The following is a 26,356-nucleotide window of genomic DNA, read 5'->3' as shown; positions in this document are numbered from 1 at the left end:
CTACTTGATAATCATTTCTATAAAACATCACAACGATTCACGTTTCTTCTGCCTACTGATAGGCCGGATTCACAATGAAAATTGTCATGCCATCACTGACAATCGGAAGATATTTACTGGGGCTCGGATAATCCTTCGGCGTTTCAGGTCGGGGGGTATAAGCTGTCGCATAAGGGCCAAATGTAATGTTCTGTAATATATAGGAATCACTACCAAAGCCTTCATAAATATGGCCGTCTACATAGAAAATAAACGGGTATTCAGCGGTTACTTCATTCTTCACCAATGCTGTGACAGATGTTTTCCAATGATCGGTATGATGATGCATACAATGACCAAGAACTCTTCGAGTACAATAACGTCTGGAATGATGGGTTACTGTCGTATTTTCATCAATCTCACGAAGTTGTAACCCTTCCATCCAGACATTCTTGACCGTACCGACAACATCCTGTCTCACTTCAACACTGCTATGTTCATTATTCAGCGTACTATTTTTCAGAACTAAACTGCCACCAACATTGATTCTTGCCGGAGGAGACAACGCTTTAATGTACTGAGTGAAGCGGTCGGTATGAGTCCCGTTAGGATCACCGATCACTGTTTTGTAAGTATCGGCCCAGATATGGTATCGCTCGTTGTCAATAATCGGCACCTGTAAAACAACATTCCCCGTCCAGGATTCAGCAATTGCCGACATATTCCAGAACCGCTCCTTCACTCGAAGTTCCAGAATTGATTCTGCCGAAACAACAACCTGACTACTCTTTACATAATCCAGATTAAGTTCCGGCTCGGTATGGCTATTTCTTGAAACTTCATAAGGGTTGGCATTGATAAAATTAAATGCAACAACTTTGATATTTTGCCCAAGTATATAAGCACTAAGTGAATCAACGGCGACTTTCCCACAACCTTTAAACGGGGGAACAGCCAATTTGCCACCAACTTCAGCTGAAGATGAACTATTCACTGTGCGGCTATAAGCACAGAGTTCAGATGACTTAAACGGGTAAAGCTGTCCATTGATTACATCCCCGTAGGATGTCAGCTTGATATTTTCGCCTAAAATAACACCACCATACTGGTTCGCCACACCACTCTTTCCGTTAAAATACAGATCTCGGGTGGCTTCAATATCTCCTTCATTGGTGATATTTTCTGCTGAAAAATAGGCTGACTCTGCGGCAATCGCACCCTTATTATTAATAGAACCAACTGCGGCAATATTTACTTCAGTACCGAGAATACCATCCAGCAGATAACCATCTCCGGCAGATAAAGCGGCAATATCAACCGAATTCGTCGTTTCAATATCAACTTTATTTGCAGCAATGATTTGATCGGAGAGATAAATATGACCATTTGATCTGATTTTAACCGACTCTAAGGGAACGACACTTTGATCATTATAACGTCCGACATAAGACCAGGCTCCCTGAACTTTAATCAGACCACCAACAAAAACAGCACCGTTATCATAAGTCGATTCAAGGTGAAGGTTACCAACAGAAAGTTTGCCTTTGCTGGTGATTTCAAGTGCATATAATGTCGAAAAATCTTTTTCTGAAAAGTTCTTATAATAAGCATCGGATTGTCGGTCAGAATACCGGAAATGATTCTGCCCAACGATAATCTGTACGTCTCCGTTTGAAACTTCCAGATCTCCGGCAGCATCAATTTCTTTGACTTCCTGATTATTCCGGGTTGAAAGACTACCTTTCATATTTGTTCTGAATGGCGCATCCACCAACACACGACCGGCAGCAATATCTAATAGAGATAAATCTGTTGCTTTCAATCCCTCTCCGGTAATTTCCATACTACCATTGGTTATCTTAATCGTTTCCAGTTCACCGTAGTCTGAAACAATCGTACCCGTCGCCAGCGTGACACGCTCGGCATTGTGGATGGAACAACCATTACAGCGAATCCCTTTCGGCGCAGCAAGAACAACGTCTGCTGCATGCCCTTCAACCCGGATATCCTTGATGTTGGCAAAATTACCGCTATCCACAATCAACACAATAGTCTGAGCCGGAGCTTGAGCGACTTTGGTATTCATCACAGGAGAATTAAGTAAAACAATATTTTTCCCCTGAGTATCAAAGCTATCGAAATAGTTCAGTGATACACCATAGTCATTTGCTTTCGCAATTCGGATATAATATTGATTTGAACTTTGACTAACCGATACTTGTTCGGCTCCACTCTTCTGATTCCCCGCTTCTACACCAGCAAAAGCTGGTCGAAAAACAAACAACAGAAATACGCAGATAAATAATTGAACTCTTTTAACAGAATACATATAACCAGCACTGACCCCGGAATTTAGTGAATCCAGATAGAACCAACCTATTAATATATGCTCATTTTATAATATAATGATTAATATCAATTTGTTATGGCAACTAAAGCTACAAGGAATGTCATGGAAATGACAAATATAGGCCAGAAGGATATCATCGGTATAAAAATAAACAATATTTATTGATATTCAACTCAGTGAATTTCTGGATATTTCTCTGTTTTTTATTGAAATTTATTAATAAATAATTTTTATATGAACATTGTTATATAAATATATATTTACTTTCCCCAGAATATGAAATAAACCACTAAACATATAGTTGCTTATTATATTTTTCTATCGTAAAAACTTACCAGATTACAGATGTGACAAACATAAAAAAAGCCAATCACAAGATTGTGATTGGCTGTCAATATGAACAAAAATAGGTTCACTAACAACGTCAGTTGGCTAGGTGACCCTCGGCTTAAAAGGGTCACTATAACTATTGCAGTATGTGTGCCAACTTTTTATTTGCTTTTAACTATTTGATTTCATTTGATTCGTACAAATATCAACCTAATCACAATACAGTAGCACTCATATGCCTTTCTTAAAATGCAAATCAATTTTCATTTTGCAAAAGCATTCAATTCCAAACTATTCGACTTCATTGCCACTGCTGATGTTCTGATGAAAACAGTCCACATTGTCGAATGTCGTGGTCGCAATCGATAGTAATGCTTCTCTGGTCAGAAAAGCCTGATGACCGGTGAACAACACGTTATGGCAGGCAGATAAACGGCGGAATACATCATCGGTAATCACAACATTCGATTTATCTTCAAAAAACAGTTCCTGCTCTTCTTCGTAGACATCCAGCCCCAGAGAACCAATCACTCCCTGTTTCAGTGCTTCTATTGCATCTAATGCATTCAGTAATGCGCCACGGCTGGTATTGATGATCATGACGCCCTTTTTCATCTGTGCAAACGCCTGAGCATCCAACATATGGTAGTTCTCTTTGAACAGCGGACAATGCAGACTGATCACATCTGACTCACGCAATAACGTCGGCAAATCAACATATTCCGCTCCGAGGTCAATCGCTGCCGGGTTCTGATACGGATCATGCACCAGCAACCGCATACCGAATCCTTTCAGAATCCGCAGCGTTGCCACACCGATTTTTCCGGTGCCGATAATACCGGCTGTTTTACCGTACATATTGAATCCGACTAACCCATCGAGTGAAAAATTCGCATCGCGGGTACGCTGATAGGCTTTATGAATCCGCCGGTTCAGAGTCATCATCAAACCGACAGTATGTTCCGCGACAGCTTCCGGAGAGTATGCCGGAACACGAACAACGGTAATGCCATATTTTTTGGCCGCTTCCAGGTCAACATTGTTATAACCGGCACAACGCATCGCCAGTAATTTTGTACCACTGGCTGCTAACACCTTTAACACCGGTTCCGACAAATCATCATTAACAAATGCACAGACAACCGGGCTGTCATGAGCCAGCTTCACTGTCTTCTCATCCAACCGGACTTCATAAAATTCGAGGTCAAATCCATATGCCTGATTGGCCTGAGTAAAATACTCCTGATCGTAAGCTTTCGAGCTAAAAACTGATATTTTCATGGCTTCATTCCTAAAATGGGGAAAAAAACGACAGCGGTTATTTGTATGTTGAGCTTATGTTGAAACAGTGTGAGCCGGTCCGCTGTTCTTGCTGAGTTTATACCCAAATAATAAAATTATTACCAGAATATCTAATTGGTACTTTACAGTGTAAAGCATCGTTGTAAGATCTGTAGCTCGTCTCTCTCTTTCAATGGTTATTCTCATGATTGCCTGTTATGAGTCCTACAAAGCAGGACTTTTTCATCGTTCCCAATGGTTACGGAATATAAGCGCAGGCGTGATTGTCGGCGTGGTCGCTTTACCGCTGGCGATGGCTTTTGCAATTGCATCCGGCGTCAAACCAGAACAAGGTTTGTATACTGCAATTATTGCCGGAATTCTTGTCTCTCTGTTCGGCGGATCCCGTATCCAGATCGCGGGGCCAACCGGAGCTTTTATTGTTCTGCTGTCCGGTGTCGTACACGACTATGGTATCAGTGGCTTACAAATCGCGACCATGATGGCTGGTATTTTCCTGCTGTTACTGGGAATAACCAAACTCGGCAGCATCATTCGTTTCATTCCGGATCCGGTGATCATCGGTTTTACCAGCGGCATCGGTGTCATTATCTGGGTCGGACAATGGCAGGAGTTCTTCGGCTTACCGCAAATTCATGGCGAACACTTTCACCAGAAACTGCTGTCAATCTACCATGCCTTACCGCAACTGCACTGGCAAACAACTGGTCTGGCGGTTTTATCTCTACTGATTGTCATTTACGGTCCAAAAATCCCAAAACTGGCCAAAGTTCCCGGTCCGCTGATGGCTTTGGTGATTGTCACACTTTTACAGTACACCATGCATCTGGAAGGAATTCGGACCATCGGCACAGCTTTTGGGGGAATTCCACAAGGGTTACCGGAGTTCTCTCTGCCACAGGCGAGTTTTTCTGATCTGATTCGTCTGATCGGCCCGGCATTTGCCATTGCGATGCTGGGTGCCATTGAATCACTTCTTTCCGCAGTGGTTGCAGACGGAATGGCAGGAACCAGACACAATTCGAATCAGGAATTGATTGGTCAGGGTATAGCCAATGTGGTCTCACCTCTGTTTGGTGGGATTGCTGCGACAGGGGCAATCGCCCGGACAGCGACCAATATCCGTAACGGAGGCAACAGCCCGCTTTCCGGACTCGTGCACTCAGCGACACTGATCATCATCCTGTTGCTGCTCGCACCACTGGCTGTGAACATCCCGCTGGCAACCCTGAGCGCGATTCTGTTCGTTGTGGCATGGAACATGAGCGAAGCCCGCCACTTTATCAAGCTGCTTAAGCGGGCACCAAGAGCTGACATTCTGATTCTGCTGATTACTTTCTTTCTGACAGTTTTTGCCGATCTGGTGGTTGCCGTCAATATCGGTGTAATCATTGCGGTTCTGCACTTTGTCAAACGAATGGCATCAAGTGTTGAGGTCAAAGCCAGTACCAGTGTTGAGCTGGCCGATGAACTGGCACGTCAGGGAATCACCCAATTGCCGCAGGAACTGGCGGTTTATGCGCTGGAAGGCCCGTTTTTCTTTGCCGCAGCCGATGCCTTTGAGCGGGTCATGCATGGTATTCAGGATAAACCCCGTATTCTGATTCTGCGCCTGAAATGGGTACCGTTTATGGACATTACCGGCTTACAGACTCTGGAAGAAATGATTCAGGATTTCAGACACCGTAACATTCAGGTGATGATTTCCGGGGCGAATGCCCGTGTCACTTATAAACTCCAGAAAGCCGGTATCATGCAACAGATTGGCAAAGACCATTATTTCCCGGAATTCCAGGAAGCACTACAGACGGCACTAAGAGAAATTGAAACCCCGCCGAATCCACCGACAGAAGCGTAACTTACCGGGACTTCAGGAGAAACTTTCCTGAAGTCTCCCGGATCATTTCCGGCTCATCAACGCCTGTTCCTGTAATCGCAGCCGATTCAGTTGCAGATTCTGTTCCCGTTCGTTCATCGGTCTGGGCAAATTCTGCAGGCCATCATCAACATCATGGGTTGCTGAATAGAAACTGTCCGGAGCCAGCGAATCATCACCTTCCTCAACAAACTTCAGCAATGCTTCGGCTTTACTCAGTTGATCTTGTTCAACACACTGTTGAATGACATGCAGACGAGTCTGGCTATCCAGTGGAGCAAACATTGCCTGAATCACCCGGCTCTGCTCCGATATCCGCGCTGATTCGAAGACATTGTCCGGAATATCAACCAAGGTATTTGCCATTTGCGGCCAGCCGGGAAGGCGTATCATCGCACCAGCCAGAGCATTGAGTCCCTGCTGTTGCTGCTCCGGACGTGAGCTGAGCATATCTGCCATACTCATGTGTTTCTGCAATGCCAATACCGCTGAACGCCCGGCAGAAGAGACACCCGGCATCCCAGAATAAATCACACCAGCGAGTAACTCATCGATCACCGGACGATCTTTACCGGCAATCCACTGTTCCGGTTTAGTGCCCATTAAAATCACTTCACTCAGATGATCCATCACCGAGGCAACTTTATTCAGAGTCATTCCCCGCGCTCCATTCTTTAACTGTTGCTGGCGCAAGGCATCCGTTCCGGAGGTTAACCGGCTGGTATTATCGGGCTCCGGTTTCTCCAGCTGACCGGCAACATATAATTTTTGTCTGAGGGTCGGACGAACATGAGGCGGAATTCTGACCGTTTTGATCGCATCGTTCGCCAGTTCATGAATCAGTTTTCTGGCCTGAGAACAGTCCCATTGCATCTCCCCTTTCTTCATCAGCAGACTGGGCATATATAACCGCTCGGTTAGTTCAGCCTGACTTTCTTGTCCATATGACATCCGTACGGTCCGCTCCCGGTCAACCGGCACACCGGAAAGCGTTGTCGTGGTAAAGCCAAAACTGTCGCGGTTTTTCAGATAATTTGTGACAACGTGACTTTCGCGATTCAACTTCAGATCTTTATGACCATCCGCCATATCCAGCGAGAAGAGATGCGGCTCACTCTGCATCGACAACATCCCGAAAGGAAGATGATCGTCGTAAAAATCCAACGGCTGGTGACCATCTTCACCGTGAAACAGATTCTGAGCAACAAAACGGCCATTTTCAACAGCCCGGTCAAGCAACTGAAATTCATGCTCCCGGCATCCCAGCAGATGAACCATCAGCTGTGCATCGTTATTTGCCATCAGGTTCAGTGATTCTTCAGCATGATTCAGATAAGACTGGGCTTGTCTTGTTGCCGGATCATCTGCAGAGATAATCCCAATTCCCCCGGCCATCACCTTCGCGCTCCCCAGATTGGCAAATTTCTGATAACTCTTACAGACAACCATTTTCAGACGATTTTGCGCAATATCATTAGCGAAACGACTGACCAGTTTGTCCATATCTCCCCGCTTTTCCAGCGTGGCGTCTACAATCAGTACAACCGGCTTCGTCCGCTTTCCGGTCTGATTAAGGTGTGCCTGTAAAGATTCAATCACTGCATCGACATTCCATCCCGGATTTTCCGGGTGATTCGGGATGCTGTGATTCAGCGTGGCATAAAGCGTATTATCATGAGCTGACTCGGTGGAACGTTCCTGGCGCAGCTTATTCACTTCATAGTAGACCGGGCTTTTGCCATGTTTCAGACTGGAGAGCTCGGTAACATTCTGGTTGCCGGTCATAATTTCAGCGGCATCAAGCCCCAATGCCAGTGCACCCATACCGGAACTGACCAGATGCATTTGTGGCTCAGGAACCGATGATGGCAAATGTTCTGCGGCAAGCAAGGGAGCCGCAGCCATCTTAAAATCACTCAGATCATAAGGTTTTGTCGCACTCAGACAGACCTGAAGTTCTTCGCATAGTGTCTGATATGCCGAAGAAAACTTATAACTATCATGGCTGAGTTCTGGCAGGCTGTCTGCAATTGCCCTCATTGCTTTTAACCCGTTGGCCAGCACCGGATTATGCCGGTGCTCTGCCATTGTATCCCGGTCTTCATAGACATCAGCTAGCTGTTCAACCATATCCGCAGCCGCTTTCGCAAGTTTAGCCGGGCCAACTTTATCGGGAATATCCCGGAGCCGGTCACAAACCCCATTCTCCAGAGGACGTAATGCATTTAGTAACTTCTGATTATCAACCGACACATCCGGAATGACGGTCTGTTTGGGTCCGTTTGCGCCAGCCATTAAAGCGTATGCTGACGGCTGGGCACCATAGATGTGGATTAGTTTCTGCGCCGGGATAACTGCCGACTGATATCGCAATGGCAACGCATAAAGTCCCGGCTGCAAAAATTCCAGATTTTTGCTCAGATGTTGTTCCGGTGTACCATAAATATGTTTGGTTCCCCGGAAATGACCAAGCACCTGTTCAGCACCATTTTCACTGTTTACAAACAAAACCGGCAAACTCGTATTACCGCCTTTTGCCTTATAAATTTCACGGCATCGCTCATAGTAATCCGTCGAAACCTGATCACGCATATAATCGGCCGGAATCGGAGTATCGACTTTCAATAGCTGTAAGTGATCTTTCAAAAACGCATCGGTGACAGCAAGCGTAAGACCATACTGGGCAGCAATATCTTCACCACCTTTGATTGCTTTCAGTTCATTCTTACGTTGCTCTGAATAGGTTTTTTTATCACTGAGATCCTGATTCACTGTCCGGTCAAAGCGCCAGTGGCGGTGTAACTGTTGCTGGAGTGATTTTTCCGTCTGCGATAACTCGGTCAGTTTCCGGTTGAGCATGTCTTTGCGGGTCACCACATCAAGATCGTCTTTACTCTGTTTCGCTGAGGCTGCGGCATCTGAAATTACCGGAGACGTGTGTGAAGAAAAGGAATGATGACGAACAAACATAGACCCGGAGGGTAAATTTCTCATAGAGGCAACCGATCATTTCTGCTGTATTTTGAATGAGTGATATACCCAAATGACCTTAAAATGCAGTTTCAGTGAGAATCACTGGGTACAAATATAAGTATCGGCCCAGGTCTTTTAGTTCCCGCGATAAAGCAGAGGATTAAAAAGAGGGCCGAAAACAGAATAGATGATCGGTAAATGTGTCAGATGATAAGAGTGATCAGGTTGTTTCCTGTTCAGGGATTCCTACAAGCTGTGGTTTATACACACCTTCAAAGGAGAGTAAGCGAATCTCAACTGTCCCGCCAAAGAATTCCAGCTCAACGCGAGGTTCCTGGCTTTCCTTAAGCTGTGAGTCAAATGTTTCAAAAAGATCAGCCATGAAATTTCTGATAGCCTGATCTGAATACTCCAGATAGTTTTTCCTCATGTCCATACCTGCCAACGTTTTTTGCCAACTGATCATATCGTCAGTTTCTTGATTTATAATAGATGTTTTGATACCCGCGAGCATTCAGCCCCAAATACAGAAAATCATGCTCATCAGGTATTCTCGTTTCCCGAGTGGAGGTATTTTTATATTTTAAAATCGTGATGGTCAACCGACCCGGATGAGTTTTTTACCCTCTCAATGTTCATTTTGACGTTACCGTTCACAAATACATAACCAATAACATACAAAGAAATAGATATACCCAAATAACTTTAAAATACAGTTTCAGCGAGAATCACCGGGCAGTGAGGCAAAGCAGAGATTTGAGTCATCGCCGTTATATCGATTCAACCCGGTTTTTACCTTTGTCTTTTGCCAGATACAACGCAATATCAGCACGTTCCATCATTTGATCGACCGTTTCAGTATCCATTCGGGTGACAACCCCAAAACTACAGGTACAGCGTCCGATCACCTCAAACTCATAGTGCATAAACAACTGGCGAAGTTTTTCTGCCAGAATCTGCACTCCGTGAAAATCGGTTTCCGGACAGACAATCAGAAACTCTTCTCCACCCCACCGTCCCGGAATATCTGTTTTTCTGACATGGCATTGCAGTAACTCAGCAATCTTGCACAAGATGTCATCACCGACACGATGACCATAGTTATCATTCACCATTTTAAAATTATCGATATCCAACAAAATAATCGATAAAGGATGTCTATACCGTTCTGCCCGGAACATTTCCCGTTCCAGCGTTTCATCCAGTTTCAGGCGATTATGCATTCCGGTTAACCGATCCGTAACCGAGAGTTTTTCAACATGTTTGCGGTCCGTAATATTCTGCTCAACAGCGGTATATCCGATGAGATGCCCATTCGATGAATAATTTGGATCAATATATGCGAAGACCCAATATGTTTCGCCATTCTTGTTCTGGTTTTTTATTTCCCCACTCCAGGATTTCCCTGACAGGATATTATCTTTCATGTCGATATAAAATGAATCCGACATATCCGGATGACGAACAATAGTATATGGTTTATCAAGCAGTTCTTCCTGAGTATATCCGGAAACTGCACAAAAGGCCTCCGAGACAGATTCAATACAATCATCTAAATCTGAAGTTGCGTAGATAACATGATTATCTATGATTTGACTTGCCATCGATAATTTAGTCAGCGTTTTTTGTGATTTAAAATACAAAGAGAAAATATAATAGCCAAAGAGCAGGAATAGAAAACTGAAGAAACTAATCATCGCAATATGATAATGATGTATTTCTTTCTTCATAAAGTTCAAATCATCTTTTGAGATATAATAAATAATTTTCCAGGGATAGCGTGGGGACTGAGATTCAGACGCTCCTACATAAAATCTTGTCACGCCCAACTTACCACTCTGTTCCGGAGTAAGTAAGGTATTAAACACCCATATTCCATTCTCCTGAATAAAGCTTCCCGATTTTCCTACAGATATTTTTCCCCATTCACGAACATAATCACTCGACATTTTAATCTGATATTTCAGCTGATGCTTCCGTTCCGAGGTGCCTTCAGAAGCCACTTTAACCCATTGTCCGGTATTATTAGAAAGCCAGAGATGATCATTAATATCATATATACGATTCAGTAAATCATCGATTTTATAACTGATAATCAGTAATCCTTTCAGATGACGGCTTTCCGGGATATTTTCTATTTTTTCACCAATCACCAGAACCGGTGCATCATAGATAGAGTTAATACTCTCTTTCATCTCCATATCTAATGCTGAAATAAATATCTTCTTACGGGGGAACTTCATAATATCTTTAAAATAAGAAGTCTGACTGATGTTCATCAAACGTTCAGGCTGAGCCACAGAAACTTTGCCCTGATTATAATTTATTTTTATTTTTTCCTGTCCTGAAAAATCAACCCATTTGACTTCGGTGTAAACCCGCCGGGATTGAATAAAGGATCGCCATAACAAAGTGATTTTGTCAGTATTCAGATGCCCCGACTTATCCGTATCCGCACGGATGAGTGTCCTTTCAAAAAAGCTCAAATCACTGACCCGCCACCTCAGTGAGCTTTTTATCACTTTTTCAGCACTGGAAACCTGACTGCTCGCACTACCAATCAGGGTCGTATCTACCTTATGTAATTCAGTTTTGTAGAGCATCGACAGCAATAGCAGGAATACTCCCACCAAAAAAACGTAGAGTAAGAGAAATTTCAGAAATTTTCCGGCTTGTGTCAGTTTAGAGCTTCGCATGAGAATAAATCGTTATGAATCCTTTACCCGTTCATTGCCCAGCCCTAAACATTGCACTTACTGTTTTTATTATGAATTAAGTATGGTTCATCACGGCAATTACACAATATCTTATTCACTTTCCATGACGGATCACTCAGTTTCCAGACAAAAAACCGGGCATCAGCCACCCTGCTTGAGAAAGAGCTGTTTATACAGCACTGAGCATTATCCTATTCCCGCATACACCACGTTCAAGAGTTATGATTCATTAACCACCAATTCTGACATCTTTTCAGCCATTTTCTGTGCAAAGGCCGATTTTCTGTCAGTTTCCCAGACCGGAGAAGATACACTCACCAGCACCAGTCCTAAACCGACACAGATTGATACCGGAAAGGATTCGTCCAGTGCCATTGAAGTACCGGCAGTTGTGACAGACTGGACCAGAAGCGGCACATGCCAAAGCCCCAGTTGACTCAGTATCTGTTCATCATTAATGAGATATTGCAGCATACTCCGCGATCCACCAATCAAGATTTCCATAGATGAAATCACATGAGTTGCCAAAGACATATCGGTTTCAATACTTAAAGCTCCCAACCCCAGCGTAAGAATCTGTGGCTGATTGTCACAAAAATACCGACTGGTCAGTAGAGTCATCAGGTGCTTTCGGTATCCCTGTAGAATCAGATATATTTCGCGATTGTAAGTTTTTGCATAAGCAACGATTCCCCACTCAGAAAACTGCCGCAGGAAATCATCTAAACAGGTCTCGGAAATATCCGGATATTCCTGATATTTCCGGGCATATAAAATTGAGAAAAACGCCTGCCATTCACCGGGTGACAGAACTGTAATTTCGATCATATCTGAGACATATTTCAGTGGGATCTTCAGTGCGGCTTCTTCAGAAGAGAGTGCCGGCCAGTATATCGGTGAATATTTCCAGTAAAGGGATCGCTGGTGAGATCCCTTTTTCTGTTTACCTGTCTTTTTAGTTTCCGGTTCATGAATCATTGGCATTTCCCAATACAGAACATTGTTGAGCGCTTCATCCCGCAAACCTAACCGAAGAAAAAAGCCCTCATACGAGGGCAAAGCAACGGTCGGAATAGACGTAGCAGACCCGTCATCATCCGATTCGGCATGGTTCAGAATAAAAGCAGGAGGATCATTCCTCTATGCAGAGCAATGGTAATTGAGCATTTGTTAGATTCAAATGCGAAGATTATGGAGTGACATCATAAAAAGTGTATTTAAGGCTATTTGCAGCAAAGCCATCGTGGTATCCTGTTAAGTCATTGTTTATTCAGCATGTAATGCAGGCTTGCCTTTCTACATAACATGTTCATTTGAGAATATTATTGATCGCATATGACTAAAAAACAAGTTTCATTGCCCCCTTTTGATTATCTCGTTGGGAAGCAGGTCACAGAAAAGCTATGTAACATACTAAATGTCAAAAGCACGCGGGCATTGTCCGAACAGCTCAATGTGCCGACATCGACCTTTGCGACCTGGCATAAACGAAATGTCTGTCCTTACGAGCTTGCAATCAGACTCCATCTGCACAAAGGCATTTCTCTGAAATGGTTACTGCTGGATGAAGGTGATCCTTATCCGAATGCTGCGGCACATGACTATCAGGTTAACGATGAAAAGAAACGTCTGGTACACATAGATTTATTTGCTTTGAAGAACGGACAACTCAGTCACCGGGGAACCATGACTCTGGATCAATTCTTTTTAGATGAACTAGAGATATCCAACGTCATTGCTATCCGGGATGGTGAGGTGACTTATCTGGTCGATCAGGAGTCAACCCGGGCCGTCAGCGGGACTTACCTTATCGATGTGGATGGCTTGTTATCAATTAACACCATTCAGCGTCTGCCGGGAAAACAGCTGGCACTGAATTTTGATGGTTCTGCACTCACCATTAATGAGTCAGAAGTCAAGGTGGCAGGGCAGATCGTCTTGTTTATGTCCCGCGGGCAGTCAATACCAAAAACAGCCCACACGGCAGATTAACACTCCGGCTGTGTATATACATCCGGGTGCCAGATTTGCATGAGTATTTCCGGATTCTCAACCGGAGAAAAACCGTACTGGGTGTAAAGTCCGTGAGCATCTCTTGTGGCAAGCATCATCCGGCGTAATCCCTGTAAATCAGGATCTTCGATGATGGTCGCCACCAGCCATTTACTTAAGCCTTTTCCCCGGTGATTTTCAAGAATAAAAACGTCAGCCAGATAAGCAAAAGTTGCTTTATCCGTCACCACTCTGGCAAAACCAACCTGTTCTCCTGAATCCTGATACACACCAAAACAAAATGAATGTTCAAGTGCTTTGCAAAGAACCGACTCCGGAATACCGGCAGCCCAATAACTTGTTGATAGATATGAATAGATGACATCGAAATCAAGGTCATTCTTATCTGAACTGATTTTATAGCCCTGCATAATCTCTCCCTGAATAAACATGAAACACAATCCTCATTCCCCCAAAACGCAACTTCTGAAGGTCATATGGATACATCATGCCGGTATTTATGGCAGATTATCAAGGTAATTACTTGATTTCCGGATAAGAAACTTTGCCGCCGATCGCAGAACACACTTGCATATGAAATTAATTTAACCCGAAGCTACGTCCCCCCTGAGATTGGTGGTATTCTGATTCGCCACTGTTCGTCCAGTATGGATTGCAGGCTTGCCCTTCTGTATCCATGCTCAATTGAGTTTATTATTGATCGCATATGAATAAAAAACAAGTTTTATTACCATTTATTGACTATCAGGTGGGAAAACAAGTCACAGATAGAATCCGTGAAGTCTTAGATATCAAGAGCGTACGGGCTCTGGCTGAGACAGCTGACATGTCATCTTCGACGATTACCACCTGGCACCAGCGTAAGAAATGCCCCTTTGATCTGGCAATCCGGTCTCATTTGCATAAAGGTGTTTCTTTAAAATGGCTGTTACTGGGAGAAGGTTCGCCTTACCCGAATGCTGCAACTCATGAGTATCAAGGGAAAGATAGCGAAACAAAGAAGCTCATTGATATCGATCTCTTCTGGCTGAAGAACGGTAAACTTGCCCGTGACGGCACCATGACACTGGATCAGTTTCTGTTAGATGAGCTGTCAATCACCAATGTCATTGCCATTCGTGAAGGTGACCAAACCTACATCGTCGACCAAGAAGCACAACAAGCAGTCTCCGGAACATATCTGGTCGATTTTGACGGACTTTATTCGGTCAACGATATCCAGCGCCTGCCCGACCAGCAACTGGCGATTGACTTCAAAGGTGCACCACTGGTTGTGGGAGAACACGAACTGAAAGTTTCCGGGCAAATCGTACTGCGTATGTCCCGCGAGTAAAGCGGCCAAGTCATAGTTAACATGGGATCGAATACGCACAGTATGTAGTCATACGGTTGATACTGATGACTCAGACAAACGCATGTGCGTATTTCTCGCTCGGGAACTCTCTGCACCCAGAATCCACATAGAAGAATCAGCCTTACTTTCAAATTGATTATGCCCGAAATATCCCGTATTTCCGTATCACCGGAAACCTCTTTACCACCATCCCCGGCTCCATCGTCATCCCGGGGAGAACTCAACTCCGGCGGGAAAACATTCTCCGTCCAGTTACAAACTCAGACAGATGCACAGAACCCACATCATGCGTTTTATCAGTCAGGAAGTGGGCTATTCGAAAGCCCGTCAGTTTCTCCTGAAGCATGGCCTTCACCGCCCGATTCACCGGTTTACCCGGAAAGCCCTGCCGCAACAACGGCACCAGAATTACGCCGCCAGAATGCATGGCGGGAAACTCCCGAATCACAGTCTAAATATGAGCGCCACAATCTGCTGCGTCATGCTCCGATTCCGGATAAACCACCAGTGGTTCCACTCAGGCTTCAGGATAAAGTGGACCAGATCGATCTTTCTTCTCTGGAAAAGCTAAGTCCTGATTTACATCAATATGCACAACAAACAATCAGCCGGATCCAGAAAGGCCGTGAACCAAACTCGGCAATTACCACCTTAGATGCTAAGCTTTTGCCGTTACTGGCCGAAGCAGAAAACCACCGTCATCCCGGCTTGAATCTGCATACTTTCACAGACCAGAATTCGTGTTATGAGGCAATCAAAGCCCAGCAGAAGACAGTGCAGGAAACGAAGCAGCCTCAGCAAATGAGGGTTGTCTATCCGCCTTTACCGGGCATGGCTCAGCATCATATTGCTCTTGATATCCGTTTCAAACCGGGACATCAGCCATCCATTCTCGGCTTTGAGTCAGCACTATCCACCTTAGCTACGGAACCGATTAAAAATGTGTTATCACAAGCATTCCCCAAAGCTAAGATTCAGATTGTGGATCATTCGATCCAAAACTCCAGCTGGGACTGTGTGATGTTCTCTCTGAATAATGCACTCAAGGCTTATAAAAGCCACGAGGAATATACAGACAAGATCCACAATCAGGCACAGAGTTCCCGCAACCCACTCAAACAAATAAAACAACAACTGACCGGAGTGAAATCCCCTGAGATCCCGAATGAGTTCTGGAAGCATACACACTCACACGGACAGATTCAGGTCATGGGAAATGGAGATATGATTGTCACGAAAGAAAAAACCGGGTCAGCAACAGAAACGCTGGAGCATCGAAATCTGGCTTACCGGACACAACGACAGAACCATGCTTACAGTACATCGATCGAAGGTTTTCGCTTACAGGAAATTCGCCGGGCAGGAGAATATCTTGCCGGGCAGGCTGAAATCAAAGAGTCTTCTGCACAGACTGATAATCCCTAAGTTACCGCATTGATAAAACGACAGCCGGTTCAATGGCTGTCGTTCATTCATAAATTATCGGATGATCAGTGATAGGCTATCGTGGTTATGGTTGCTTCTCTGCTGTCGGCATACCTTCCGGAATCGTGTACCAGCTCAGTTTTTCACTAATCCAGATATGCATTGACGGAGCAAACAGTGAGGCATCCGCTAACCCTGTCGGTTTCAGCTTTAGTTTGATCGAATCCGGAACTTCCGGATTCACGTGATAAATACGGGTACCGCAGTCAGGACAGAATTTAGCAATATTTGTATTGCCACTATCCGCAACCCGGCTCCATTCTTTCATTTTTCCGGAGAAACGAATATTTTCAGCAGACATCATCGCCGTGACACTAAACGGCGCACTCGATAATTTCTGGCACTCCTGACAATGGCAGGCCATCACTTTTTGTGGTGCTGCAAGTAGTTCATAAGTGACCTGACCACACTGACATGAACCATGGATAGGAAATTCCATCTTAAATTGCTCCTCGGTTGACAGATATTCTCCGGTGCAAAGACCATAGGCTAAAGCAAAGGAGTTTCAGAGATCGATATCTATACCCAAGTGTTTTCCGCTACAACAGCATGTTAAGGTTACTCAGGTATATCAACCATACTGACAGAACAATGACCATGACTCAATAGCAGAGCCAAACAACCGATGGTTGCCTGACTCTGGAATTTTATCAGCTGTTTGCTTCAGGGTTTCTGGGAATATTCATTCTCGAACTGAAAGAGAAATGCGCGGCCCGGATGACCTGCTTCACATCATTTTTGCTCAGCCCCAGCGCTTCATTCTCACTGGCTAAGTGTTGTAAGTTACCGTTCTGCTCGATGGCGCCAAACAATGGAGAACCTTCATAGCCACCGGTCTGGAAGAACATTGCTTTCTGTAAATCCTGCGGTGTTCCGCCATGATTCTTCACTGAATTTTCCATCTGATCAACTAAGTGAGCGATCAACTCTCTTTTCAGGTTTTCTTTATTCTCAGCAGGTCTCATCTGCAACTGCCCGCCCAGAACATATTCCTTCTGTCCGGTAAATGATTTCAGACCATCTAAAACACTGGCAACGGCCGGGCTGTGAGCTTCGGGAGTCGCACTGGCTCCAGCCATATCCGGAGTGGCGGAAGCTTGCTGAGTTCCCTCATTCCCGGTTGGTGCTGCCCCCGGCTGATTATTCGGTGCAGAAGCCGACTCAGGTTCCGGTGTTGATTGTGGTACATAAAGTTGTAATGCACTCTCATCCGATGCGTCTGCTGTTCCCGGTACATTTACCTGAGGTGTCTGTTGTGGTCCCGGAGCTTCCGCCTGTGGCATGCTCTGATAGAACGGAGCTGGCTCTGGCATACCCATTTGTGGTGGCGGCTGATGGAACGCTTCCGGCCCCGGCATACCCATTTGTGGTAGCGGCTGGTGGAACGCTTCCGGGCCCGGCATACCCATTTGTGGCGGCGGCTGGTGGAACGCTTCCGGCCCCGGCATACCCATTTGTGGCGGCGGCTGATGGAATGCTTCCGGCCCCGGCATACCCATTTGTGGTGGCGGCTGATGGAATGCTTCCGGCCCCGGCATACCCATTTGTGGTGGCGGCTGATGGAACGCCTCTGGCCCCGGCATACCCATTTGTGGCGTCGGCTGGTGGAATGCTTCAGGTTCAGGCGGAGTCGCATGAAGTTGTGGCTGCGGTTTCACCTCAGCAAAGTGCGGACTGGTGAATGAAACCTGAGGACGCGGAGTAAAAATTCGTGGTTCTGAATCAGTTCCCGGATATCCCGCCGGTGGCTGGTTTTGCGGTTTTGCCGTCTCCTGAGGATTCGTAAACGAAATCTTCGGTCTTGGGGTAAAAATCCGCGGGCCGGATTCCGTTCCCGGATATCCCGCCGGTGGCTGGTTTTGCGGTTTTGCCGTCTCCTGAGGATTCGAAAATGAAACCTTCGGTCTCGGAGTAAAAATTCGCGGTCCGGATTCCGTTCCCGGATATCCCGCCGGTGGCTGGTTTTGCGGTTTTGCCGTCTCCTGAGAATTCGCAAACGAAATCTTCGGTCTGGGGGTAAAAATCCGCGGTCCAGATTCCGTTCCCGGATATCCCGCCGGTGGCTGATTTTGCGGTTTTGCCGCATGTAGCGCCGGGGAAGAGATTTGCGGCCTTGGTGTCAGAACCTGATGATCAGGCGAAGACAGATGCTGTGCTTTCTCAGAAAACTGTTGAACCAGTTTAGATATATTATTCATACTTTGATGAATAATATGATCCAGATTTTGCATTGTCTGATGATGTGCAGCTTCGAGCCCGCCACCGGCACCACCGGGTTTAAATGTATTCCAGAAGTGACCGGAACTTCCCCCATTCATAAACTTATTCAGGAGTGACTGAGACGCATGAAAATGAGACTCAGCATAGCGTCCCAGAGACATACGAACTTCATTCAGTTTAGAGGTTCCCGTCGAATTGGAGAACATATGATGATGAATGGAATGGCTGCCAATTCTCTGCATTGTGATTTACCTGATCATAAAATTAAAGACTGTTTCTACCCATCGGAATTCCGGCAGCTTCAATATTCGACAAGCGTCAGATAGTCAGGGATCTTCCGGCTCAGCTCGAATAAGTTGCTTAAAATAATTTCCAGTGTAGACACATTGATAAATTCAATCGGAGCAGAAACAAATAACCGGACTGAATCGGTCGGAACATGTACGCCAATCCATGCACCACACATCAAATCAGGGCGGGCATTCAACGCCAGCCACCGGAGTTTGTCGAGTTCACCGGCACGGCTCACCGAATATTGCTCCAGAGATGTATGCATCATAATGAGCTGACTGTTTTCCGGGGCTTCGAGCCAGAACTCCCGGCCTGAATTATCGGTCAGAACCGTCGCTCCCTGCTTAACTGACAGTGGGATGCCTATTTTCTCACCCAGTTCATGAATTAAAGCTTCAGCACCATGGTTCATGGCTTACTCCATTAAAATTTATCGTTCTAATGATATGTTGCCAAAACAGGCTGACGGTTCCGGTTTTATTCGTGAATATTTTTCATTTCAGGCAGATACCGGCCTCTGAATATCAGCTTGTCCGGAAAGTCAGTTCATTCGGAAAATTGCGAAGAATAAATATGAGGTGGAGTTGCAGGCATAATCAATCCTGCATGAGGATAATTCAGAGCAATAAAATCAGCCTTCCGTGTCCTGCTGGTGCAAACCATCACGGAAGGCAGAGTCACCGGACTATTCGAGGAATGCTTCCAGCGCATCTGTCGGTTGTCTGGTTTTCGGGTTCCACGCACCCAGAGTATAACCTTTCCAGTTATACGCCTGTGGTTCCCAGTAAAGCACACCCAGACCTCGGCCATCTCTGACATGACGAACCTTACTGATCACATCTGCAACAATCTTTTTCGCTTCCGGATCATCCCAGGGAACACCGACTTCCGTGATCATGACATCTTTACCATAACGGGAAACCATGTCATTCAGGTTATTCAGACACCGTTGTGTGGCCTGACTCCACGACATACCACTGACATTTTTCGGATAAGAAGATGCTCCGATAATGTCCCACTGAGAGCCGTATTTCTTCAGACCATCAAAAATCCAGCGGAAATTAGCATTATCATGGCAGTTTGCCAGATGAACGATGATTTTGGCATTCGGAAAGACTTCCTTCACTGCGTTGCGGCCACTGTTGAACAACCAGGCATAATTTCTCATGTTGTTGGAAGCCATACCATCATTCCATAACATACCGTTATTGGTTTCATTACCGACCTGAACCCATTTTGGGGTAATACCGGCATTTTTCAGGGCAACCATCGAGTCCCGGGTATAGCTCCATACTTTAGCCATCAGATCATCAAAACTCAGAGAAGACCAGGCTGCTGGTTTCCACTGATTTCCTGGATCAGCCCAGGTATCGCTATAATGAAAATCGATCATAATCGACATTCCGGCAGCTTTGGCCCACTTCGCTTTCGTGATGACATCTTCCAGAGAGCTGTAATAGCCATCAGACGGATTGACCCACACCCGTAACCGAATGGTATTCATCCCGTAATCATCGCGTAAAATCGACAATACATCCTGTTGATAGCCCCAACGGTTGATAAACTTATATCCGTTATCTTCCATTTCTGTCAGCCAACTGATATCCGCACCTTTAATAAAGGCATAGGAATGGGTAGTGAGCAGCAGAGCTCCGGCGCCAAGCAGTGACCGAATCATTCGCTTCATCTTCATGCTTCTTTCTCCTTATGAAAAAGGGCAGATGCGATTCACCTGCCCCTATTTCTGTTTACCACCAGGCTTCAATCTGAACACCTAACCTGATGTCATCATCATCACGATTATCGTTGAAAGATTTACCCTCAGTATCTTTGATATAAGTGGCGTAGAACCGGATTTCCGGTCTGGCAAGGACATCTTCACCGGCAGCCAGAACCTGAGCAACCGTCAGCTTTTCACCGCCGGATTTAACCTCAGTACCATCGGTATTCTTCACCGTACTGGTGAAATATCCCAGTTCGAATACGGTTTTGTGATGCTTAGACCAAGCGTAGGTCGGACGGATTGCCAGTGAAAGCAGATCGCGATCTTTAACATTGGTTGCATATTTTTCAGTGTAGCCATAAGTCAGAACGTGGTTCAGGGCAAGATGTTCTGAAACATGGAAATCGCCGGTGTTAATGAGCCGGTATCCGTTTGCATTGCTGACATCGCCGCTCCAGATGTCATACCAGCCACCACCCTGTGAGGTCATATTCTGTGCCAGACCTTCATTGGCATATTGCAATACGGTCTTGTTATAACCCCAGGAAAAACTCTGGCTCAACTCTCCCGTAAGCATCACTGCATTACCGAAATCAACACCATTTTCTTTCTGAGTATCGGTTGGATTAGGTAACGCATAATCAATACCAAACTCAGTCCATGCACCTTCCCACGGCTTCAGACCCGCATAACGTACATCCAGATAGTTAATATTCAGGTCAGAAGTGTCATCAGCATCTCCACGAATAATTGCGGTTGAAAGCGCACCGGAACCCAATTTCACATTTTCCAGACCAGCACCATAACCAGATACATTCCAGTATTTAGTATCGATAATATGGAGATCATGACGTTGGTAAAAACGTTTACCCGCCCATATTACAGCATCCGGCAATGATTCAATAAAACCTTTTGCCTGAATATTAAGTTCTTTAATAGCAAAGTTTGCATTATCTTTATCAGTTCCTTCATTTTCCAAGTTGCCATTAGATGACATTTCAAATGTACTCTGAAAATAAAAACTCTTTGCTTCTTCTTTATATAATTCCTGGCCCAGGCTTAACTCAGCATAAGTGTCATATTCATTACCAAGACGACCAAGTTTATTTTTTTCAGTTTTAGTTTTACCATCCAGACCGCCACCATTGGTTGATATACCAAGGCCTGAACGTACATATCCATTGAAATCCACTGCATATGCAGGTATTGTTGTCAGGGCTGCTAAAATAACAGGCACCAAAGGCTTTACACTCATTTTCATTGATGTGTCCTTCTGCTTCTCGTCTATTATATTCATTGGTTATCGAGTGATAACCTGATTAATTCGAAGTTAATATAACGTAAAAAAATAATAATATTTTTAGACTAGCTCACATTTGTGTAAACGTTTCCACATTTTTATAATAATCATATAAAATGATAATACAGAACGATCCACAAAAGCCGGAATTAATATTCCGGCTAATCAGTTACTAAAAGTAAGGGTAATTATCTCTTCAGAACTTTTATCTCATATTTATCCAGATGCAACTGTTTATCTGCTAATAAATCAGCACAAGAAACATCAAAATAATCAAAGTGATCCAGTGTGAACGTAACCGGTGTTGCATTAAAGTTCATCACAAAGAAGAATTCCTGATCCGCGTTAACACGCTTAGTCACCGAAACCCCTTGAGGAAGTTGTACCGGAATAACCGGCTTCACGTCATGGTATCTGACGATGCCCCGGTAAAAGTCCTGCTGGAAGCGCAAATCGTTTCTGGACGTCACATAATACGCATATCCTTTACCGTATGAATGACGAGTGACTGCCGGCATACCGCTGAAAAAATCACTTCCATAGTGAGCCAGTGCCTGCGCCCCTTCAAGGTGGACCAACTCACACAAATGACGAGCCTGATATTCGCCTTCAAGCTGCAATGGATTCTGCTCAGCAGCAATGACTGCAACCTGCTCTTCATCGTACAACGAATCAATTTCTTCGGCCCAGATCCCTAATGTTCTGCGGAGCGGACTGTTCTCTCCTCCCGGAAAACCACCTAAGAAGCAGAGATCGTCCTCATCAACGATACCACTCCAGTAGGTTGCCACGAATATTCCCCCCTGCTGAACAAACTGCTCAATCCGTTCTGCCACACCCGGTTTAATCAGGTACAGCATCGGAGCAACAACCACTTTGTAGGGTGAAAAATCACAAAGTTGCTCAATGACATCACAGGCAATTCCCTGTTCCCAGAATCCCCGGTAGTTTTCTGTCACCGTCTGCTCATAAAACAATCCGGCATTGCGCGGGCCCTGAGCATCATCCATTGCCCAGCGGCTTTCCCAGTCAAAAATAATCGCAACTTCTGCGCTGGTCCGGCTGCCGGCAACTTCAGGGATTTGCGACAGCAAATGTCCGACCTGAGTCACTTCACGTCCAACCCGGGTATCGACATGACCGACATGATCCACGACTGCGCCATGGAATTTTTCGACCGATCCCCGGCTTTTCCGCCACTGAAAATATTGTACCGAATCAGAACCATGGGCAACGGCCTGCATCGAGGCCAGTAAATGCATTCCCGGCTTTTTCAGCTTCGTCACCGGCTGCCAGTTGGTCTGGCTGGGCGTCGATTCCATCAGCAAAAACGGTTTATTCTTCAGACTTCGCATCAGGTCATGATACATGGCGGTATAACACGCCAACGCCAGATCATCTTCACCTTTGTGCCAGAGCGGATAGCTGTCCCAGGAGACAATGTCCAACACCTGACTGAGCTTCCAGTAATCGTAGTCGTAGAAATATTCCATCAGGTTTGCGATAACCGGCAGATCCGGATTCTCAGCTTTCAGCGGTTGAATCTCATGAAGGCAGAAATCTGTCACCTGAGACGTCACAAAGCGTTTCCAGTCCAGCTTCAGGCCATGAACAGAGTTCTCTCCCACCGGAGAAGGAGACTCAATCTGCGACCAGTCCGAGTAGGTATGGCTCCAGAATTTGCTCCACCAGCGACTGTTCAGCTCATCCAGATCCTGATATTTCTCTTGCAGCCAGTGCCGAAAAGCACTCTGACAATGTTCACAGTGACAGTCACCGCCATATTCATTAGAAATATGCCAGCCAATCACGGCCGGATGGTCGGAATAACGCTCAGCCAGTCTGGCGTTAATGATCGCCACTTTTTCACGATATTCGGGAGAGGTGTAACAGTGATTGTGCCGTTCTCCGTGCAACTGTTTCACCCGGGCACTATTGACCCGTAGCACACTGGGATATTGCTGTGATAACCAGGCCGGACGCGCCCCGCTTGGTGTTGCCAGAAACACGGATATATCATGCTCGGCCAACCGGTCGAGTACAGCATCAAGCCATTCAAACCGGAACTCTCCTTCACGGGGTTCCAGTGACGTCCAGCTAAAAATACCGACAGACATAACATTACAGTGGGTTGCTTTCATCAGCTCAATATCCCGTTCCAGAATATCCGGACGGTCCAGCCACTGTTCCGGATTGTAATCTGCACCATGCAGCAACCGGTTGACTTTCGGAAGTATTGGAGAAAAGTCTTGCATTACTCTATTCCTGATTGTTCTGTTGAAACGATGTGAGTTCATTTATTTTCAGAGTCATCGCTTTTAGATTTATCGTGCTTAAAAAAATGGGTTCTAAAGACATCCATGGAAGGCAGCACATGGCCTGAAAAATCAAATAAAGCCTGATTGTCCCACGAGTTCCCGGTGCTCCCGTGATCGTTGATGTATTCCATCCCTGAATCCGTTGCCCAGGTCGCTCCCTGAACCGGAATCCATTCTCCTCCCCAGTAAAACACCCCAATCCCCATATTTTGCGGTGCATCATGTACCAGAGACATAATATCTTTCAGATAAGTCGCCTGACCGGTCACAGACACCGGGTAGCCTTCAACCGCAGATTCTCCGGAGAAACTGTTCCCCAGTGAGTCTCCGTTTTTATCGGTATAGGCATAAGAGGTTTCAGCAATGATCACCGGCTTCTGATAACGGTCAATCACATCGGCAATATTGGCTTTGACATCGGCCATCGGTCCATGCCAGAACGGGTAGTAAGACATTCCGATAATATCGAAGTCGACCTGGCGCTTGGTAATTTCATCAAACCACCAGCGGAACAGGCCATTGTTTCCGGCTTCAGCCAGATGCAGCATGATCTGTACTTTCTCCCCCGGATGATAAGCTGATTTTACGGCATGAATTCCCGATTTCAGCAAGGCAGCCAGACGGTCAAATTCGTGTCCGTCTCCGCCCCAGTTCTTCCCTTCCGGCCAGAGCATACCGCTGTTCAGCTCATTACCGACCTGAACCATATCCGGCATCACGCCTGCGCGTCGGTGGGCTTTCATTACCGCATCGGTATAAGTACCGACTTTAGCGACCAACTGTTCGAAATCGAGGTTCTCCCAGCCCTTCGGTTTCAGCTGCTTACCGGGATCGGTCCAGAAATCACTGTAATGAATATCCAGCAAGTATTTCATGCCGTAGTGATGTGCCCGTTTTCCCATTTCTATGGCTTCATGCAATGTGACGTTCCCGCCTCCGTATGCTTCGCCGTTCAGACTTTTCGGATCCACCCATAGCCGCATCCGGATATAGTTCACGCCATGTTGCTTCATGATTGCGATCGGATCTTTCTGCTGACCATTCTGATAGTATTTGCCGCCCAGCGCTTCGATATCCGGAATCATCGACACATCCATGCCTTTGATAAAGCCACCTTCGACCCGGGCCGGAGAATTATTCGCAGGATCAGCAAGATGGGCCATTGCGCCAGCCGATGCCGAATATCCGGCCAGAAAAACAGAACCGGCCAGCATGGCTGATAACACTCGTAAGTTCATTCTTATTCTTTTCATCATATTTATCCTTTTGTACACGTTTATCCCTTGGTACTTCCCGCAGTCAGCCCGGAAACAAAGTACTTCTGTAATGAGAGATATAAGATGGCAACCGGCAGTGAAATTAATACGGCTCCGGCAGCATAAGTGGTATAACTTGCCCCCATTTTTTCAACGACCAGATTGTACAGGCCGATCGGCAAGGTATAGTTTTCCGGCGTTCGCAGAATCGTGGTTGCCAAAATGAAATCACCCAGCGGACCGGTGAAAGAAAACAGCGCAACCACCGCAATAATCGGTTTGGATATCGGCAGAATAATCTCGATAAAAATGCGGAAATTACCGGCACCATCCATCCGGGCCGACTCATCCAGATCCTGCGGAATCGCATCCAGATAGCCTTTCATCAGATAGGTATTCATCGGAATCATGCCTCCGACATAAACCAGAACCAGCGCCAGATGGCTGTTAATCAGCCCCATCATTTGTGCCAGAACGAAAATCGCAATCAGTGCAGAAAACTGCGGCACCATTTGCAGCAACAAAAACAGAACCAGACCATTCTGCCGCCCTTTAAAACGAAAACGGGAGAAGGCATAGCCGGTACAACAAACGCTGATCAAGGTCAGAACCATTGTCATCACACTGATTTTCAGACTATTCCAGTACCAGGTCAGATAGGAAACCTTACTGTTCTCAAACAGCGTCATGTAATGAGCCCAGGTCGGATTATCAGGAAAGATCGAGTCTCCCATAATGCTGTTGCCGGGATAGAATGAAGCTCCGACCGTCCACAGCAGCGGGTAGATGATGATAATACTGACCATAATAATCACCGCATAACTGCAGGTCAGACGAATGTTGTTACTTCTTTTGATACTCATCATCTC

19 protein-coding genes are annotated in these 26,356 nt (G+C 45.6%); 4 read left to right on the top strand and 15 right to left on the bottom strand.

What is annotated here, in order from left to right; genetic code table 11:
* Window positions 1-52: 52 nt before the first annotated feature.
* Window positions 53-2,308 carry a two-partner secretion domain-containing protein gene (locus OCU74_RS17860; protein WP_087481013.1) on the bottom strand — a complete coding sequence of 752 codons (2,256 nt, stop codon included), beginning with the start codon at window positions 2,306-2,308 and terminating at the stop codon, window positions 53-55.
* A 642-nt stretch (window positions 2,309-2,950) separates the two neighbouring features.
* Window positions 2,951-3,940, bottom strand: coding sequence for a 2-hydroxyacid dehydrogenase (locus OCU74_RS17855; protein WP_087481014.1), 990 nt, complete (start codon window positions 3,938-3,940; stop codon window positions 2,951-2,953).
* 205 nt (window positions 3,941-4,145) lie between these two features.
* Here OCU74_RS17855 and OCU74_RS17850 point away from each other — a divergent pair, with 205 nt between their 5' ends.
* Entirely contained in the window at window positions 4,146-5,819 is a 1,674-nt protein-coding gene (locus tag OCU74_RS17850) for a SulP family inorganic anion transporter (protein WP_087481186.1), read from the top strand.
* A 42-nt stretch (window positions 5,820-5,861) separates the two neighbouring features.
* Here the strand turns inward: OCU74_RS17850 and OCU74_RS17845 are convergent, their stop codons facing one another.
* From OCU74_RS17845 to OCU74_RS17830, 4 genes are all read right to left on the bottom strand, one after another.
* On the bottom strand, window positions 5,862-8,831 hold the full coding sequence (locus OCU74_RS17845; RefSeq protein ID WP_143693196.1) for a hypothetical protein: 2,970 nt from the start codon (window positions 8,829-8,831) through the stop codon (window positions 5,862-5,864).
* A gap of 199 nt (window positions 8,832-9,030) precedes the next feature.
* Window positions 9,031-9,276 (bottom strand): hypothetical protein, encoded by a 246-nt coding sequence (locus OCU74_RS17840; RefSeq protein WP_143693198.1) that lies wholly within the window; start codon window positions 9,274-9,276, stop codon window positions 9,031-9,033.
* A gap of 304 nt (window positions 9,277-9,580) precedes the next feature.
* On the bottom strand, window positions 9,581-11,506 hold the full coding sequence (locus OCU74_RS17835) for a sensor domain-containing diguanylate cyclase (RefSeq protein ID WP_087481017.1): 1,926 nt from the start codon (window positions 11,504-11,506) through the stop codon (window positions 9,581-9,583).
* A gap of 240 nt (window positions 11,507-11,746) precedes the next feature.
* Window positions 11,747-12,505, bottom strand: a complete 759-nt coding sequence (locus OCU74_RS17830; RefSeq protein ID WP_087481018.1) for a hypothetical protein — start codon at window positions 12,503-12,505, stop codon at window positions 11,747-11,749.
* Window positions 12,506-12,862: 357 nt separating this feature from the next.
* On the opposite strand from OCU74_RS17830, the gene OCU74_RS17825 reads away from it, so the two are divergent.
* Complete coding sequence (locus tag OCU74_RS17825; protein WP_087481019.1) at window positions 12,863-13,519, top strand: phage repressor protein CI; 657 nt, start codon at window positions 12,863-12,865, stop codon at window positions 13,517-13,519.
* On the opposite strand, the gene OCU74_RS17820 is transcribed toward OCU74_RS17825, so the two are convergent.
* Window positions 13,516-13,950, bottom strand: coding sequence for a GNAT family N-acetyltransferase (locus OCU74_RS17820; RefSeq protein WP_087481187.1), 435 nt, complete (start codon window positions 13,948-13,950; stop codon window positions 13,516-13,518). The genes OCU74_RS17825 and OCU74_RS17820 overlap by 4 nt on opposite strands.
* 296 nt (window positions 13,951-14,246) lie before the next feature.
* Here OCU74_RS17820 and OCU74_RS17815 point away from each other — a divergent pair, with 296 nt between their 5' ends.
* Together OCU74_RS17815 and OCU74_RS17810 are read left to right on the top strand one after the other, a co-directional pair.
* Window positions 14,247-14,873 carry a helix-turn-helix domain-containing protein gene (locus tag OCU74_RS17815; protein ID WP_087481020.1) on the top strand — a complete coding sequence of 209 codons (627 nt, stop codon included), beginning with the start codon at window positions 14,247-14,249 and terminating at the stop codon, window positions 14,871-14,873.
* Window positions 14,874-15,032: 159 nt separating this feature from the next.
* The gene (locus OCU74_RS17810; protein ID WP_087481021.1) at window positions 15,033-16,319 is read left to right on the top strand and encodes a YopJ family acetyltransferase; all 1,287 of its coding nucleotides are present in this window, start codon (window positions 15,033-15,035) and stop codon (window positions 16,317-16,319) included.
* Between the two features lie 85 nt (window positions 16,320-16,404).
* Here the strand turns inward: OCU74_RS17810 and OCU74_RS17805 are convergent, their stop codons facing one another.
* The 8 genes from OCU74_RS17805 to OCU74_RS17770 all read right to left on the bottom strand — a co-directional run bounded on the left by OCU74_RS17805 (window position 16,405) and on the right by OCU74_RS17770 (window position 26,353).
* The gene (locus tag OCU74_RS17805) at window positions 16,405-16,818 is read right to left on the bottom strand and encodes a GFA family protein (RefSeq protein ID WP_087481022.1); all 414 of its coding nucleotides are present in this window, start codon (window positions 16,816-16,818) and stop codon (window positions 16,405-16,407) included.
* A gap of 211 nt (window positions 16,819-17,029) precedes the next feature.
* Complete coding sequence (locus OCU74_RS17800) at window positions 17,030-18,841, bottom strand: hypothetical protein (RefSeq protein WP_087481023.1); 1,812 nt, start codon at window positions 18,839-18,841, stop codon at window positions 17,030-17,032.
* Window positions 18,842-18,900: 59 nt separating this feature from the next.
* Window positions 18,901-19,302: a type III secretion system chaperone gene (locus OCU74_RS17795; protein WP_087481024.1), complete on the bottom strand. Its 402-nt coding sequence runs from the start codon at window positions 19,300-19,302 to the stop codon at window positions 18,901-18,903.
* A 273-nt stretch (window positions 19,303-19,575) separates the two neighbouring features.
* Entirely contained in the window at window positions 19,576-20,583 is a 1,008-nt protein-coding gene (locus OCU74_RS17790) for a glycoside hydrolase family 53 protein (protein WP_087481025.1), read from the bottom strand.
* A 55-nt stretch (window positions 20,584-20,638) separates the two neighbouring features.
* On the bottom strand, window positions 20,639-21,874 hold the full coding sequence (locus OCU74_RS17785) for a maltoporin (protein WP_087481026.1): 1,236 nt from the start codon (window positions 21,872-21,874) through the stop codon (window positions 20,639-20,641).
* Between the two features lie 227 nt (window positions 21,875-22,101).
* The gene (locus OCU74_RS17780; protein WP_087481027.1) at window positions 22,102-24,168 is read right to left on the bottom strand and encodes a beta-galactosidase; all 2,067 of its coding nucleotides are present in this window, start codon (window positions 24,166-24,168) and stop codon (window positions 22,102-22,104) included.
* A 38-nt stretch (window positions 24,169-24,206) separates the two neighbouring features.
* Window positions 24,207-25,469: a glycoside hydrolase family 53 protein gene (locus OCU74_RS17775; RefSeq protein WP_087481028.1), complete on the bottom strand. Its 1,263-nt coding sequence runs from the start codon at window positions 25,467-25,469 to the stop codon at window positions 24,207-24,209.
* 38 nt (window positions 25,470-25,507) lie between these two features.
* Window positions 25,508-26,353, bottom strand: coding sequence for a sugar ABC transporter permease (locus OCU74_RS17770; protein WP_087481029.1), 846 nt, complete (start codon window positions 26,351-26,353; stop codon window positions 25,508-25,510).
* Between the last annotated feature and the right edge of the window lie 3 nt (window positions 26,354-26,356).

It is taken from the genome of Vibrio mangrovi, from assembly GCF_024346955.1.
GTDB classification, from domain to species: Bacteria; Pseudomonadota; Gammaproteobacteria; order Enterobacterales; family Vibrionaceae; genus Vibrio; species Vibrio mangrovi.
The sequence above is the reverse complement of the archived record's forward strand: the minus strand, read 5'-3'. Positions and strand labels throughout refer to the sequence as shown.